The organism is Alphaproteobacteria bacterium, assembly GCA_017308135.1.
Taxonomy (GTDB): Bacteria; Pseudomonadota; Alphaproteobacteria; order CACIAM-22H2; family CACIAM-22H2; genus Tagaea.
This window is the reverse complement of sequence record JAFKFM010000011.1, coordinates 188,494-202,160: the sequence shown is the minus strand read 5'-3', so window position 1 is coordinate 202,160 and position 13,667 is coordinate 188,494. Positions and strand designations below refer to the sequence as shown.

Genomic DNA, 13,667 nt, shown 5'->3' with positions numbered 1-13,667 from the left:
ATAGTCCGGGCGTCATGCCTTACGCCTCGCTCCGCGACTTCATCCAACGCCTCGAAAGCGCCGGCCGGCTCGTCCGGGTCAAGGAACCGGTCTCGACCGTGCTGGAAATGACCGAGATCCAGACCCGGCTGCTCGCCGAGGGCGGCCCGGCCGTGATTTTCGAAAAGCCGGTCCGCGCCGACGGCTCGGTGTCGCCGATCCCCGTCCTGGTGAATCTGTTCGGCACGGTCGAGCGCGTCGCCTGGGGCATGGACCGCGAGCCGCATCAGCTCAAAGAAGTCGGCGAGACGCTCGCCTTCCTGCGCCAGCCGCAGCCGCCCGAAGGCTGGCGCGAAGCGCTGGAGCTGGTGCCGCTCGCCAAGACCGTGCTTGCGATGAAGCCCAGCACGAAAATGTTCGGCACGGCCCCGTGCCAGGAAATCGTGCGGACCGGCGACGACATCGACCTCGCCCAATTGCCGATCCAAAGCTGCTGGCCGGGCGAGCCCGCCCCGCTGATCACCTGGCCGCTGGTCGTGACCAAGGGCCCGAGCGGGGCGCGTGAGGACAAGTTCAATCTCGGCATCTACCGCATGCAGGTGACGGGCAAGAACTCGACGCTGATGCGCTGGCTGAAACACCGCGGTGGTGCCCAGCAGCATCAGCGCTGGGCGAAAGCCGGCAAGACCGAGCCCTTCCCCGCCGCCGTGGTGCTGGGGGCCGATCCCGGCACGATCCTGGCGGCCGTCACGCCCGTGCCCGAAACGCTGAGCGAATATCAATTCGCCGGCTTGCTGCGCGGCAAGCGCGTCGAGCTCGTCGACTGCAAAACGGTGCCGCTGAAAGTGCCGGCCGAAGCCGAGATCGTGATCGAAGGCCATGTCAGCCTCGACGATTACGGCGACGAAGGTCCCTATGGCGATCACACCGGCTATTACAATTCCATCGAGAAATTTCCGGTGTTCACGGTCAGCGCGATCACGATGCGCCGCGATCCGATTTATCTCTCGACCTTCACCGGCCGTCCGCCGGACGAACCGTCGGTGCTGGGCGAAGCGTTGAACGACGTGTTTGTGCCGCTGCTGCGCCAGCAATTCCCCGAGATCGTGGATTTCTGGCTGCCGCCCGAAGGCTGTTCCTATCGCATCGCCGTCGTGTCGATGAAGAAAGCGTATCCCGGCCACGCCAAGCGCGTGATGATGGGCGTGTGGTCGTATCTGCGCCAGTTCATGTACACGAAATGGGTGATCGTCGTGGACGACGACATCGACGCGCGCGACTGGAAGGATGTGATGTGGGCGCTGTCCACGCGCATGGACCCCGCGCGCGACATCACCTTGGTCGAAGGCACGCCGATCGACTATCTGGACTTCGCCAGCCCCGAAAGCGGCTTGGGGTCCAAGATCGGTCTCGACGCGACCGACAAATGGCCGCCGGAAACCAAGCGCGAATGGGGCGTGAAACTGCGCATGGACGACGCAACGATCGAAAAGGTCGACGCGCTGTGGTCCAAACTCGGCCTGCCGGGCAGCGGCAAGGCGATTTGGAAGTGACGACATGATCGAACCCGCCACGCCCGAGAACGAAGACGAGCGCCTCGCCGCGTTACGCGCCTTGGGCGTGCTGGATTCCGCACCCGAACGAATATTCGACGATATCGTCGCGGTCGCGCGCGCGATCTTCGGCACGTCGATGGCGCATATCACGCTGATCGACAAGGACCGGCAATGGCTGAAGGCGCGCGTGGGCCACGACATCGTGGAGACGCCGCGCGACGTGTCGTTCTGCGCCCACGCGATTTTACGCGACGACGCGCTGGTGGTGCCCGACGCGCGCGAAGACCCGCGCTTCCACGACAACCCCTATGTCGAGGGCGAGGGCTTGCGCTTCTATGTCGGCCAGCCCTTGCGCGTGGCGGACGGTGCCGCGATCGGCACGCTGTGCGTCGCCGATCCGGGTTTGCGCGACGATCCCACGCAAGCCCAGCTCGACGCGCTGGCGGCCCTCGCCCGCCTGACCGTCGAAGCGCTGCTGGCGCGCAAGCGCGACGCGGCGAAATAGGACGCGGCATGGGCCGGTTGTTCGACATCCATGTGGACGGCATCAGCGAGCCGTTCTACGTGCGCGCCGATCCGGCCGAGGAGGATCTGCTCGATCTGCGCCAGCGCCGTTTGCTGGTCGCTTGGCGGCGCGTGCGCTTTTCGCGCCACGGCATGCCCTTCCGGCACGAGATCAGCGGGTCGATCCTCGAGGATATCGGCGGGCACCTCGCCGAACTCGCGGTGCAGAACGACGGCGACTTCGTTTTCGTCGGGTTCGGCCCGGCATTGAAATCGATCTACGGCAACGACATGACCGGCCGCAAAGCCAGCGAATTTCCCGGCCCGCTGGCGAAAGCCTTCCTGAGCATCTACCGCCTGGCCATAAAAACGCGCATACCTTACGCCACGCGTTACAAACCGCCGGCCCCGTCGCGCGTCGGGCACTGGCATCATATGATCGCGCCGTTGCGCGGCGAAAATCGCGACGTCGGCGGATTCCTGGTCTGTCACGTCGCCATCGATAAGTGACTGCCATCGACAAGTAACCGCGGCTGGTCCGTAAACCGCCCTTTCCCAGCGAGTACGTCGAATGATCGAGCCGCCGACCCCCGACGACGAGCCCCGGCGCCTTGCCGCCTTGCGGCGATTGAACGTGCTCGACACCGCGCCCGAACGCGTCTTCGACGATCTGGTGCTGGTCGCCAAAGCGCTGTTCGGCGTGCCGATCGCGCTGATCTCGCTGATCGACGCCGACCGCCAGTGGTTCAAGGCGAATATCGGCCTGCCGGCAAGCGAGACGCCGCGCAACGTTTCGTTCTGCGGACACGCGATTGTGCGTGACGACGCGCTGGTGGTGCCCGACGCGACCGAGGATCCGCGCTTCCACGACAATCCGCTGGTCACGGGCGGCCCGAATATCCGCTTCTACGCCGGCATGCCGCTACGCCTGCCCGACGGGTTCACCATCGGCACGCTCTGCGTGATCGACGACACGGCGCATGACGACCCGTCGCCCGAACGCCTTGCCGCCTTCGCGGCGCTGGGGCGATTGGCGGCCGATATCTTCGCCTTGCGCGGCACGGCGGAGCGCTGAGCCGATGGGCCGGGCTTTCGACATTCGCCTGACCGGGCTTCGCGAGCCTTTCGTCGTGCACGCCGACCCGCAGGAGGAAGATCTGCTGGATCTGCGCCTGCGCCGTTTGCTGCGCACCTGGCGCAAAAAGCGCTACGCGCTGGGCATGCCGCCGCTGCGCGCCGAGCTCGATGCCGGCGTGATGACCGATATCGGCGCCAATACGATGGAACTCGCCGCCGTCGAAGGCGGCGACTTCACCTATACGAGTTGCGGAAAACTTCTCGCCGCCGCGATGGGCGTCGATCCGGTGGGGACGCGCACCAGCGCCTATCCCAGCCCGATCGCCAAGGCGTTTTTGAGCCTCTACAATCTCGGCCTAAAAACCCGCGTGCCCTATGGCGTGCGCTATTCTCTGCCGCAATCGACGACGATCGACCATTGGCACCGGCTGATCGTGCCGATACGCTCTGAAGCGGCGTCCGGCAGCGGGTATTTGGTGTGCGGCATTCCTTTCCAGCGTTCCTGATCGTTGCCTTCTTCGCGGCGTTTCCCGCCTTCGCCGACGGGATCACGCGCATGGGCCCAACGATCGACGTGCAAGGCATCGTCGAGGGTGACGTCGCACTCGCCGGCGGCACGCTCTATGTCGAAGCCGAGATCGCGGGCGATCTGGTGCTCGCGGGCGGCGCGATCGGCGTGGGCGCCGCCACGAAAGTTTCGCGCAACGCCTATATCTTCGGGCACACGCTGTCGATCGCGGGCGACTACGCGCAGCGCGTCTGGCTGACCGGCGACGCGGTGGTCGCGGATATCGCCACGCGCGGCGACGTGAAGATCGCCGCCTCCGGCCCCGTGCGCTTGGGCCCGCATACCAAAATCGGCGGCACGCTGACGATCTGGTCGCCCGAACCGCCCATCGTGGACGGCACGGCGCAGATCGCGGGCGGTATCGTCCACAATCCCGGTTCGATCGCCGACGCGCTGGAAGCGCTGATGGGCTTCGTCGGCCGGATCTTGCATTGGGTGTTCTGGTTCGCCATCGGCTTCGTGGCGCTGGGCCTCGCTTTGCTCGCCCCCGGCTTCACCCACGCCTGCGCATCGACGATCCGCGCTCAGCCTTTCGCCGCATTGGCCTGGGGAATCGGACTTGGCGTCGGCGTGCCCTTCGCGGCGCTGCTGGCCGGGTTCACGCTGGTCGGTCTGCCGCTGGCCGCGACGCTGATCTTGATGCTGATCTGCGCCGCCGGGCTGGGCTTCCTGATTTCGAGTGCGGCCCTCGGCGGCTTGATCGCAAGCGGCCCCGGCCGCCTGCGCTTGCTGCTCGCCTTGGCGATCGGGCTTGCGGCCTTGCTCGCTTCAAGCCATATCCCGATGGCGGGCGGCTGGATCATCGCCCTCGCCTATTTGCTCGGCCTGGGCGCCTTCGCCCGGGAAACCACGCGAAGGATGCGCGCCCCATGACCGCGACCGTTTCGACCCTCGATCTGCTCTCCGATCTCGTCGCCAAGGCGAAGCGCGCGGGGGCCGATGCCGCCGACGCGGTGTTCGTCGAAGGCGTGTCGGTCAGCCATGCGCGGCGTTTGGGCAAGCTCGAGAAACTCGAACGCGCCGAAGGCCACGATATGGGCTTGCGCGTGTTCGTCGGCAAGCGCCAAGCGGTGGTGTCGTCCAACGACCGTTCGCCCAAAGCGCTCGACGCGTTGGTCGAGCGCGCGATCGCGATGGCCAAGGCCGGCCTCGAAGACCCCTATTGCGGCCTCGCCGATCCCGCCGACATCGCCAAGTCGCTGCCCGATCTCGATATGGTCGATCCGGTCGAGCCTTCGGCCGAAGTGTTGATGGAACGCGCGCGTGCGGCCGAAGAAACCGCGATGGCGGTGAAGGGCGTGACGAACTCCGAAGGTGCCGACGCAAGCTGGGGCACCACGCGCGTGGCGCTGGCCGCGTCGAACGGCTTCGCCGCCGAATATGGCCGCAGTTCGCATTCGGTGTCGGTCGCGGTGATCGCGGGCGAAGGGACTTCGATGGAGCGCGACTACGATTGGTCGTCGTCGGTGCATGGCGGCGATCTGGGCGATCCCGCGAAGGTCGGCCGCGAGGCGGGCGAACGCGCCGTCCGGCGCCTCAACCCGCAAAAAATCGAGACGACGAAATTACCGATCGTGCTCGACCCGCGCGTGTCGAACAGCATCGTCCGGCACCTGACCAGCGCCATCAACGGGGCGTCGATCGCGCGCGGCACCAGCTACTTGAAGAACAAGATGGGCGAGATCGTGTTCGCGCCCGGCATCACCATCATCGAAGATCCGTTCCGCAAGCGCGGCCTCGCGTCGAAGCCGGTCGACGGCGAAGGTATCGCGCCCCAGCGCCGCGCGATCATCGACAAGGGCCGCCTGACGACCTGGATTCTCGATCTGCGGTCGGCGCGCCAGCTCGGCCTTAAATCCACCGGCCACGCCGCGCGGGGGACAACGTCGCCGCCCAGCCCCGCCACGACGAACGTCTATATGGAAGCGGGCACGATCAAACGCGACGCGATGATCAAGGACATCAAGCGCGGTTTGTACGTGTCCGAATTCATCGGCATGGGTGTCAACGGCGTCACCGGCGATTACAGCCGGGGTGCGGCGGGTTACATGATCGAAGACGGCGAGCTGACTTTCCCGGTGTCGGAAGTCACGGTCGCGGGCAATCTGATCGAGATTTTCAAGAACCTGACGCCGGCCGACGATCTGGTGTTCCGCCACGGCACCGACGCGCCCACTTTACGCATCGACGGCTGCACGATCGCGGGACGCTAACTAAGCGGGGCCGACCAACCGCGCGGCACGGGGCTTCGCCTCGAAGCGCGCCGGCAGATGGGCGAGGATATCGCCGTCGGCCTGCACGGGCTCGCCCGCCGGCCCGTCGATCTCCACCACGCGCGCGGGCAGGATCGTGACGTCGGCGAGATACGGCAACCGGCCCAGCGCCAGCGCCACGGCGTAGCGGAGCGTCGCCAAACGCCCGGCGGTGCCGAACAGCACGACTTGGAATTCGGGCGCGTCGAGCCGCGCGTTCGGTGCCGCGACAAAGCGCCCGCCATAGTAATGGCCGTTGCACAGAATGACCGACGATGCGCGATGCGCCGTGCCGTCGATGCGCACATCGTAGAAACGCGGCGCGAATTTGAAGAGCTGGCGCAAAGATTCGATCACATAGGCGCCTTTGCCGATGGCGCGTTTGAGCTTGGTGTCGACGTCGCGCACGACATGCGCGTCGAACCCTATACCCGCCATCATCGAAAAGCGCCGTCCGTTGACGAGGCCGAGCGTCACGTCGCGCGGGATGCCCTCGACGATCGCTTGCGCCACCGCTTCGGCGCCCGCCGTCACGCCCAGCTCATGCGCCAGCACGTTGGCCGTACCCAGCGGAATGACCGCGAGCGGCGGCCCGTTCTCGGGAAGCCCGTTCAGCGCTTCGTTGATCGTGCCGTCGCCGCCCGCCACGACGATGCGATCGGCGTCGGCGACGCGCGCGAGATCCTCCGCGTCGCCGCGTTTTTTCGTGGGCTCGAGGCGCACCGAAAGCCCGCGCCGTTCCAGCGCCTCCAGCACGCGCGACAGAAAGCGCCGCCGGCGACGCCCGGCGATGGGATTGTAGACGACCAAAAGGCGTGAGGTTCTCGCGTCGAATGGCATTTTTATGACGATCACGCGAAGTTTCTAGAAATTATTCTCGCAACGGAAGATTCACTCGAAACGACTACCACGAAGCCCTTATACGGACAAAAGGAAATCGCCGAATCGGCGCGGAGACGGGCAGTGGACAAGTTTGTGGATCATCGTGCCGGCGCCATCGCGATGCGCGCACCCGACGGCATGGGCGGCGGCGGCGATGGCGGCGACGACGTCAAACGCTGGCGCACGATCTTCCTCTCCGACATCCATCTCGGTACGCCGGGCTGCAAGGCGGAGTTCCTGCTCGACTTCCTCAAGCACAACGAATCCGACAAGCTCTATCTCGTCGGCGACATCGTCGACGGCTGGCGCCTGAAGCGCGGCTGGTACTGGCCGCAAGCGCATAACGACGTGGTGCAGAAGGTGCTGCGCAAGGCGCGCAAGGGAACCGACGTCATCTACGTTCCCGGCAATCACGACGAAGCCTTGCGCGACTATCTCGACCATCATTTCGGCGGCATCTTCATCGCGGGCGAAGCCACGCACGAAACCGCGGACGGCAAGCGCATGCTGGTCGTCCATGGCGACGCGTTCGACGGCGTGGTGCGCTACGCGCGCTGGCTCGCCTTCCTGGGCGACCATGCCTATAACTGCGCGCTTTGGACCAACGAATGGTTCAACCGCGCGCGCCGCACTTTCGGCCTGCCCTATTGGTCGCTGTCGGCGTGGCTGAAAAACAAGGTCAAGAACGCGGTCAAATACATCTCCGATTTCGAGGAAGCGGTGGCGGGCGAAGCCCATCGCCGCGGCTTCGACGGCGTGATCTGCGGCCATATCCATAAGGCCGAAATCCGCCGGATCGGCGAAGCGCTTTATATGAACGACGGCGATTGGGTCGAAAGCTGCACGGCCTTGGTCGAGGATTGGGACGGCAGCTTCAAGATCGTCGACTGGGCGCATATCCGCAAATTCGACATGCTGGCGGCCCCGATGGGAGCCGCGCGATGAACGCAGCTTCGCGCAATCTTCGCATCGTCATCGTCACCGATGCGTGGCGCCCGCAAGTGAACGGCGTGGTGCGCACGCTGACCGAAACGAAGAAGCAACTGGAGCTGATGGGGCATGCGGTCGAGCTGATCGCGCCCGAACGCTTCACGACCTTCCCCTGCCCGACCTATCCCGAGATCCGCTTGTCGCTGGCGGGATCGCGCCGTGTGGGCAAATTGCTCGACGAATTCGCGCCCGACGCCGTGCATATCGCGACCGAGGGCCCGCTGGGCTGGGCGGCGCGCAAGGCGTGCTTGAAGCGCAATTTGCCCTTCACCACCGCCTATCACACGCGGTTTCCCGAATACGTCAATGCGCGCATCCATGCGCCGTTGTCGTGGAGCTATGCGGTACTGCGCCGTTTCCACGGCCCCGCCAGCCGCGTGATGGTGCCGACGCCGACGGTGAAGAAGGATCTCGAATCCTGGGGTTTCGACAATGTCGTGCTGTGGACGCGCGGCGTCGATCTGGAGATCTTCAAACCCGGTCCGCGCGACCGTTTGCAAACAAAGCCGCCGATCTTCGTCTATGTCGGGCGCGTCGCGGTCGAGAAGAACGTCGAAGCGTTCCTGAAACTCGATCTGCCCGGCTCGAAATGGGTGGTCGGCGAAGGGCCGGCGCTCGCGTCGCTACGCACGGCGTATCCGGACGTGAATTTCCTGGGCGTGCTGCAACAGGCCGAGCTTGCGCGCGTTTACGCCGCCGCCGACGTATTCGTCTTCCCGTCGAAGACCGATACGTTCGGCCTGGTGCTGCTCGAAGCGATGGCCTGCGGCACGCCGGTCGCCGCCTATCCCGTCACCGGGCCGCTGGACGTGCTGGGCGATCGCCCGGCCGACCGATCCGGCGGGGCGATGGACGAGGATTTACGCGCCGCGTGTTTGAAGGCGCTGGAAATCCCGCGCGACCGTGCGCTCGCCCATGCGCGCGATTATTCCTGGGCCGAGTGCGCGCGCCAATTCGCGGACCATTTACGTCCGCGCGGTTAGCGGTCCTTGGCGTGCCAGAGCGTGAGATCACCGCCGAGCCAGGATTGGCCTTGCGGGCGCCGGTCGCCCAACGCGGTCAGGAATTCGGGTTTGTCGAATTCGCCCGCGTAAATCTCGATCCAGGCCATATCGTAGAATTTCGAGAACGGCGTTTGCGTCTTGCCGCCGGTGCGCGCTTCGAACGGTGCCGGATCGGCGTAAGCGTCGAAGGTGCGTTTGGCGAGGCGGTGGAACGGCCCATCCGCCGGCCCCGCGAGATCGACGCCGTTGGGCCGCGCGAGGAACGCCGCCAGCGCCAGCGGGCCCAGCGTGAAGCTGTGATAATGCAGCGCCTTCACGCCGCGCAGGACTTCCAGCGGCAGGAACCCGTCGGCATCGATCTGGTCGAGGGTCAGTTGGATGCGCGATAGGCCCCAGCGCCAATTCGCGTCGTCGCCGATCGCCAGCGCCAACGCCATCGCGCAAAGCCCCGCCCAGGTCGCGTGGTTGTTGAGCTGCATCGAGGGGGCGGGTCCGCGCCCCGGCGGCTTGTCGTAGGTTTCGCGCAGATGCGGCAAATAGCGCGCGAACCACGCGCGCACGCGGGCTTGCGCGGCGGCATCGTATTCGGGCGCGGTCGCGAGTTTGAGATGCGCCAGCGCCAACGCGCAGAACATCCATTTGCGCTCGAACCCGCCTTGGGTATTCGTTTGGCCGAGTGTCGAATCCGCCTGCGCCATCGCGTCGAGGGCGGCGGCGGCACACGCCGCATAGCGCCCGTCGACGGGATTATGCCGCACCCAACGATCCACGCTGAGGGCGACGCCGCGCGTCGCCGCCTCGATCGGCTTCACCAGCGCGTTGCGCTGTTCCAGCCGGTCATGGTCGATGCGGCTATAGACCGGTGGGTCCGAATAGAAATCGGGGACCACCAGATCGCGCGCGGGCGGGGGCATCGCCGGGCATTGCGCGTTGACCGGTCCTTTCACGCCTTTGCGCGCGCGCAACGCGGCGGGATCGTAGGGATTGATGAAGCGCGCCTGCGCCCGAGCGGGAACGGCGAGCGTCGCGGCGGAAGCGGCGAGGAGCATGCGGCGCGAGATCGGATTCATTCCCCGAATCCTAGGCGGCGAATATCACACCGACAAGCGGCGGGAATGAGTCGGCCGGCAATTCCGTTGGAATTGCGGGAGGCACCCATGAAGAGCTTAAGTGTTCTGGCCGCGATTCTGCTGGCGGGAACGGCGACCGCCGCGATGGCGCAGGACTTCGTGTTACGCGACGCGTCGGGCCGGCGCACCGGAACGATCGAGAGCAGCGGCGGCGACTATATTCGCCGCGACGCGTCCGGCCGCCGGGTCGAAACCTATGAAAGCGACGGGCGCGGCGGCTTCGTCATCCGCGACGCGAGCGGACGGCGGACCGGCACGCTCGAAAAACGTTAGAGATCGCCGAGCTTCAGGTCGGGCGAATACTCGACGTCCGGGACTTCCTTCATGATCGCCTGGCCGCAGACCGCATGGCCCTTGGCGGCGTCGAAAGTCAGCGTCGGGCTGCCGTAAAGCTGCCAGCCCTCGTTCAACGCCTTGGTCACGCGGTGGCAGAAGGACGAATCGTCCTTCCCGGTCAGATAGCGATAGGCTTGCATATGTCGGGGTCCCGGATGCTGTCAGTGCTTGACCCCGCGCAGACGGGCCATCAGTTCCTGCTGGAACAGGCCCCCGTCCTTGCGGGTTTTGCCCTTGAGGAATTCGCCCACGACCTTCTGCGCGGCTTCGCGGTCGTAGATCTCCCCGCCCTCGGCCACCACCTTGGCGCGCTCGAGCACTTTGGGGTCGAGTTTGCGCCGAATGGCATCGGCCTGGAGGTTGATCCGGCGCATGACCGCTTTGCGGTCCTCGGGTGGGCTGGGCGGCATAGCTAAAAACCTAACCGATTCTTGGGTCTAGCACCAGCCCGGCCGGGTGCGGCCTCCGGGGGCTTTAACCCCCGCTTCGCTGTTGCCATATAAGCCCCGCGAAGGGTATAAGCCCCGCGCCGTTTTCACGGATGTAGCCCGCGCGACCGCCGCCCGCCCGAAAGGGGGATCGGCGCCCGCGCGGTTTCGTTTTACCCAACCCCCGGCCCGCTTCCCATTGGGGAAATCCGAGCCGGCGCCAACGGAGGCAGTCGTGCCGCGAACTATCCCGATCGAGAAGCTCCGCAATATCGGCATCACCGCGCATATCGACGCGGGCAAAACCACCACGACCGAGCGGATCCTCTATTACACGGGCAAGTCCCATAAGATCGGCGAGGTGCACGACGGCAACACCACGACCGATTACATGGAGCAGGAGCGCGAGCGCGGCATCACGATCACGTCCGCCGCCGTGACCGCCGAGTGGAACGGCCACCGCATCAACGTCATCGACACGCCCGGCCACATCGATTTCAACATCGAAGTGAACCGTTCGCTGCGCGTGCTCGACGGCGCCGTGTTCGTCATTTGCGGCGTGGCCGGCGTGCAGCCCCAGTCGGAAACGAACTGGCGCTTGGCCGATCGCTATAACGTCCCCCGCGTCGTGTTCGTCAACAAGATGGACCGCACGGGCGCGGACTTCTACAAGGCCGTCGACTCCATGAAGGAGAAGCTCGGCATCGTCACGGCCGTGTGCCAGATCCCGATCGGCGCCGAAGGCGACTTCAAGGGCATCGTCGATCTCGTCCGCATGAAGGGCGTGGTTTGGCACGGCGACGAGCTGGGCGCCAAGTTCGACGACATCGAAATTCCGGCCGACCTCGTCGACAAGGCGAAGGAATTCCGCCAGCAGCTGCTCGACGCCGTCGTCGGCGTCGACGACGCCGCCATGGAGGAATATTTCGAGAAGAACGACGTCGCGGAAGCGACGCTGAAGCGCTGCATCAAGAAGGGTGCGGTGTCGGGCGCGTTCCGTCCGGTGTTCTGCGGCTCGGCCTTCAAGAACAAGGGCGTGCAGACGCTGCTCGACGCGGTCATCGATTATCTGCCCTCGCCGGCGGACATCCAGGGCATGCGCGTCATCACCGAGGAAGGCGAAGCCGAACGCTTCAAGGCCGCCAAGGACGACGAGCCGTTCTCCGCACTCGCGTTCAAGATGATCAACGACAAGTACGGCAACCTCACCTTCGTGCGGGTGTATTCGGGCGTGCTCAAGTCCGGCGACACCGTGCTCAACACGACGAAGGGCGAGAAGGAACGCATCGGCCGCATGTTCCAGATGCACGCCGACAAGCGCGACGAGATCAAGGAAGTCTACGCCGGCGACATCGTCGCTTTCGTGGGCCTGAAGGACACCGGCACGGGCGACACGCTCGCGGCACCGGAAGATCCCGTGATCCTCGAGCGCATGGCGTTCCCCGTGCCCGTCATCGACATCGCGGTCGAGCCCAAAACGAAGGACTCGGTCGAAAAGATGGCCATCGGCCTCCAAAAGCTGGTCGCCGAAGACCCCAGCTTGCGTCTGAAAACCGACCACGAGTCGGGCCAGACCATTCTGTCGGGCATGGGCGAACTGCATCTCGAAATCATCGTCGATCGTCTCAAGCGCGAATACGGCGTCGAAGCCAATATCGGCTCGCCGCAGGTCGCGTATCGCGAGACGATCTCGAAGGCGCACACCGAAACCTACACCCACAAGAAGCAGTCGGGCGGTTCGGGTCAGTTCGCCGAAGTGACGATCAAGTTCGAGCCGCAGCCGCGCAACGCCGGCGTCGTGTTCGAGGACGAAGTCGTCGGCGGTTCGGTGCCGCGCGAATTCATCCCCGCGGTCGAAAAGGGCATCAAGGTGCAGTGCGAGCAGGGCGTGCTCGCGGGCTTCCAGACGGTCGACTTCAAGTACTCGCTGCTCGACGGCAAGTACCACGACGTCGACTCGTCGGCGCTGGCCTTCGAAATCGCCGCCAAGGCCTGCTTCCGCGAAGGCATGCGCAAGGCCCAGCCGATCATCCTGGAGCCGATCATGGACGTCGAAGTGACGACGCCGCCCGACCATGTCGGCGACGTCGTGGGCGACATCAACCGCCGCCGCGGCATCATTCAGAGCCAGGATCAGGTCGCGACGTCGGTCATCATCCGCAGCCACGTGCCGCTGTCGGAGATGTTCGGCTACATCTCGGATCTGCGTTCGATGTCGAAGGGCCGCGCGTCCTTCACGATGCAGTTCGATCACTACGAGCCGGTGCCGCGCAACATCGCGGAAGAGATCATGTCCAAGAACGCGGCCTGATCTTCCGGCGACAAGCCTAACGGCGAACGGCGCGGGCGGAGAAATCCTCCCGCGCCGTTTTCTTTTTCAGAGCTTGCGCAAGAAGCGCAGCGTCGTCTTGCCGTAATCGCGCATATCTTCCTGCGCGAAACCTTCGGGCACGGCGAAGGCTTCGTGCTCGCCGGTTTCGGCGACCGCCACGCAACCCGGGGCGAGCCAGCCCTTCGCATTCAACGCCGCCAGCGCCTTCGGCCCCAGCTCCTGGCCATAGGGCGGATCGAGAAAGACGAGCGTCGCGGGCGTCCAGGGCGACGGCGGCGGCGCCGTCGGATTGGTCGCGTCGCCCAACACCAAGCGCGCGGCCCCTTGCGCCTTGCACGCGGCGATATTGGCGTCGATCAAGCTTCGCGCATTCGCCGCCTGTTCCAGGAACAGCACGTTCGCGGCACCCCGCGATAGGGCTTCCAAACCCAACGCGCCCGTACCCGCGAAAACGTCCAGCACCGCGGCCCCCTGCAGCATCGACACGCCGCCGGGCGCATAGGCGCCGTGGCTGAGAATATTGAACAAGGATTCGCGCTGGCGCTCGCCGGTCGGGCGGATCGCGCGATCGTCGGGAGCGGCAAGTTTGCGTCCGCGCCAACGCCCGCCGACGATGCGAATCGATCCCG

General features: G+C 65.5%; 16 protein-coding genes. 11 read left to right on the top strand and 5 right to left on the bottom strand.

Features of this window, described 5'->3' with window-relative positions; all coding sequences use genetic code 11:
• Positions 1–14 precede the first annotated feature (14 nt).
• From J0H39_20280 to J0H39_20250, 7 genes are all read left to right on the top strand, one after another.
• Positions 15–1,532, top strand: a complete 1,518-nt coding sequence (locus tag J0H39_20280) for a UbiD family decarboxylase (protein MBN9499097.1) — start codon at positions 15–17, stop codon at positions 1,530–1,532.
• A 4-nt stretch (positions 1,533–1,536) separates the two neighbouring features.
• Positions 1,537–2,040, top strand: a complete 504-nt coding sequence (locus tag J0H39_20275; GenBank protein MBN9499096.1) for a GAF domain-containing protein — start codon at positions 1,537–1,539, stop codon at positions 2,038–2,040.
• A gap of 8 nt (positions 2,041–2,048) precedes the next feature.
• A complete protein-coding gene (locus J0H39_20270; GenBank protein ID MBN9499095.1) occupies positions 2,049–2,549 on the top strand; it encodes a hypothetical protein in 501 nt (166 codons plus the stop codon).
• Positions 2,550–2,610: 61 nt separating this feature from the next.
• Positions 2,611–3,114, top strand: coding sequence for a GAF domain-containing protein (locus tag J0H39_20265; protein MBN9499094.1), 504 nt, complete (start codon positions 2,611–2,613; stop codon positions 3,112–3,114).
• A 4-nt stretch (positions 3,115–3,118) separates the two neighbouring features.
• Complete coding sequence (locus tag J0H39_20260; protein MBN9499093.1) at positions 3,119–3,622, top strand: hypothetical protein; 504 nt, start codon at positions 3,119–3,121, stop codon at positions 3,620–3,622.
• Positions 3,595–4,557 (top strand): hypothetical protein, encoded by a 963-nt coding sequence (locus J0H39_20255; protein MBN9499092.1) that lies wholly within the window; start codon positions 3,595–3,597, stop codon positions 4,555–4,557. Before J0H39_20260 ends, J0H39_20255 begins: the two co-directional genes overlap by 28 nt.
• Positions 4,554–5,897 carry a TldD/PmbA family protein gene (locus J0H39_20250; protein MBN9499091.1) on the top strand — a complete coding sequence of 448 codons (1,344 nt, stop codon included), beginning with the start codon at positions 4,554–4,556 and terminating at the stop codon, positions 5,895–5,897. Before J0H39_20255 ends, J0H39_20250 begins: the two co-directional genes overlap by 4 nt.
• Here J0H39_20250 and J0H39_20245 read toward each other — a convergent pair whose 3' ends face one another.
• Complete coding sequence (locus tag J0H39_20245; protein ID MBN9499090.1) at positions 5,898–6,776, bottom strand: diacylglycerol kinase family lipid kinase; 879 nt, start codon at positions 6,774–6,776, stop codon at positions 5,898–5,900.
• Positions 6,777–6,938: 162 nt separating this feature from the next.
• Between J0H39_20245 and J0H39_20240 the strand changes: the two genes are divergently transcribed.
• Together J0H39_20240 and J0H39_20235 are read left to right on the top strand one after the other, a co-directional pair.
• Positions 6,939–7,763, top strand: a complete 825-nt coding sequence (locus J0H39_20240) for a UDP-2,3-diacylglucosamine diphosphatase (protein ID MBN9499089.1) — start codon at positions 6,939–6,941, stop codon at positions 7,761–7,763.
• A complete protein-coding gene (locus J0H39_20235; protein ID MBN9499088.1) occupies positions 7,760–8,791 on the top strand; it encodes a glycosyltransferase family 1 protein in 1,032 nt (343 codons plus the stop codon). The genes J0H39_20240 and J0H39_20235 overlap by 4 nt, the downstream gene beginning before the upstream one ends.
• Here the strand turns inward: J0H39_20235 and J0H39_20230 are convergent.
• Positions 8,788–9,882: an alginate lyase family protein gene (locus tag J0H39_20230; protein MBN9499087.1), complete on the bottom strand. Its 1,095-nt coding sequence runs from the start codon at positions 9,880–9,882 to the stop codon at positions 8,788–8,790. The two genes, J0H39_20235 and J0H39_20230, sit on opposite strands and share 4 nt — an antisense overlap.
• An 87-nt stretch (positions 9,883–9,969) precedes the next feature.
• Between J0H39_20230 and J0H39_20225 the strand changes: the two genes are divergently transcribed.
• Positions 9,970–10,215, top strand: a complete 246-nt coding sequence (locus tag J0H39_20225; protein MBN9499086.1) for a hypothetical protein — start codon at positions 9,970–9,972, stop codon at positions 10,213–10,215.
• Here the strand turns inward: J0H39_20225 and J0H39_20220 are convergent.
• On the bottom strand, positions 10,212–10,418 hold the full coding sequence (locus J0H39_20220; GenBank protein ID MBN9499085.1) for a DUF1737 domain-containing protein: 207 nt from the start codon (positions 10,416–10,418) through the stop codon (positions 10,212–10,214). The genes J0H39_20225 and J0H39_20220 overlap by 4 nt on opposite strands.
• A gap of 21 nt (positions 10,419–10,439) precedes the next feature.
• Positions 10,440–10,688 (bottom strand): hypothetical protein, encoded by a 249-nt coding sequence (locus tag J0H39_20215; GenBank protein ID MBN9499084.1) that lies wholly within the window; start codon positions 10,686–10,688, stop codon positions 10,440–10,442.
• Positions 10,689–10,941: 253 nt separating this feature from the next.
• Between J0H39_20215 and fusA the strand changes: the two genes are divergently transcribed.
• Complete coding sequence (gene fusA / locus J0H39_20210) at positions 10,942–13,017, top strand: elongation factor G (protein MBN9499083.1); 2,076 nt, start codon at positions 10,942–10,944, stop codon at positions 13,015–13,017.
• A 66-nt stretch (positions 13,018–13,083) separates the two neighbouring features.
• Here the strand turns inward: fusA and rsmD are convergent, their stop codons facing one another.
• On the bottom strand, positions 13,084–13,659 hold the full coding sequence (rsmD, locus tag J0H39_20205) for a 16S rRNA (guanine(966)-N(2))-methyltransferase RsmD (GenBank protein MBN9499082.1): 576 nt from the start codon (positions 13,657–13,659) through the stop codon (positions 13,084–13,086).
• Positions 13,660–13,667 lie beyond the last annotated feature (8 nt).

What these genes read in the sequence shown, in the direction of transcription:
- J0H39_20280 (MBN9499097.1), top strand. Translation starts at nt 15, where the DNA reads ATGCCTTACGCCTCGCTCCGCGACTTCATCCAACGCCTCGAAAGCGCC.
- J0H39_20275 (MBN9499096.1), top strand. Translation starts at nt 1,537, where the DNA reads ATGATCGAACCCGCCACGCCCGAGAACGAAGACGAGCGCCTCGCCGCG.
- J0H39_20270 (MBN9499095.1), top strand. Translation starts at nt 2,049, where the DNA reads ATGGGCCGGTTGTTCGACATCCATGTGGACGGCATCAGCGAGCCGTTC.
- J0H39_20265 (MBN9499094.1), top strand. Translation starts at nt 2,611, where the DNA reads ATGATCGAGCCGCCGACCCCCGACGACGAGCCCCGGCGCCTTGCCGCC.
- J0H39_20260 (MBN9499093.1), top strand. Translation starts at nt 3,119, where the DNA reads ATGGGCCGGGCTTTCGACATTCGCCTGACCGGGCTTCGCGAGCCTTTC.
- J0H39_20250 (MBN9499091.1), top strand. Translation starts at nt 4,554, where the DNA reads ATGACCGCGACCGTTTCGACCCTCGATCTGCTCTCCGATCTCGTCGCC.
- J0H39_20245 (MBN9499090.1), bottom strand. Translation starts at nt 6,776, where the DNA reads ATGCCATTCGACGCGAGAACCTCACGCCTTTTGGTCGTCTACAATCCC.
- J0H39_20240 (MBN9499089.1), top strand. Translation starts at nt 6,939, where the DNA reads ATGCGCGCACCCGACGGCATGGGCGGCGGCGGCGATGGCGGCGACGAC.
- J0H39_20235 (MBN9499088.1), top strand. Translation starts at nt 7,760, where the DNA reads ATGAACGCAGCTTCGCGCAATCTTCGCATCGTCATCGTCACCGATGCG.
- J0H39_20230 (MBN9499087.1), bottom strand. Translation starts at nt 9,882, where the DNA reads ATGAATCCGATCTCGCGCCGCATGCTCCTCGCCGCTTCCGCCGCGACG.
- J0H39_20225 (MBN9499086.1), top strand. Translation starts at nt 9,970, where the DNA reads ATGAAGAGCTTAAGTGTTCTGGCCGCGATTCTGCTGGCGGGAACGGCG.
- J0H39_20220 (MBN9499085.1), bottom strand. Translation starts at nt 10,418, where the DNA reads ATGCAAGCCTATCGCTATCTGACCGGGAAGGACGATTCGTCCTTCTGC.
- J0H39_20215 (MBN9499084.1), bottom strand. Translation starts at nt 10,688, where the DNA reads ATGCCGCCCAGCCCACCCGAGGACCGCAAAGCGGTCATGCGCCGGATC.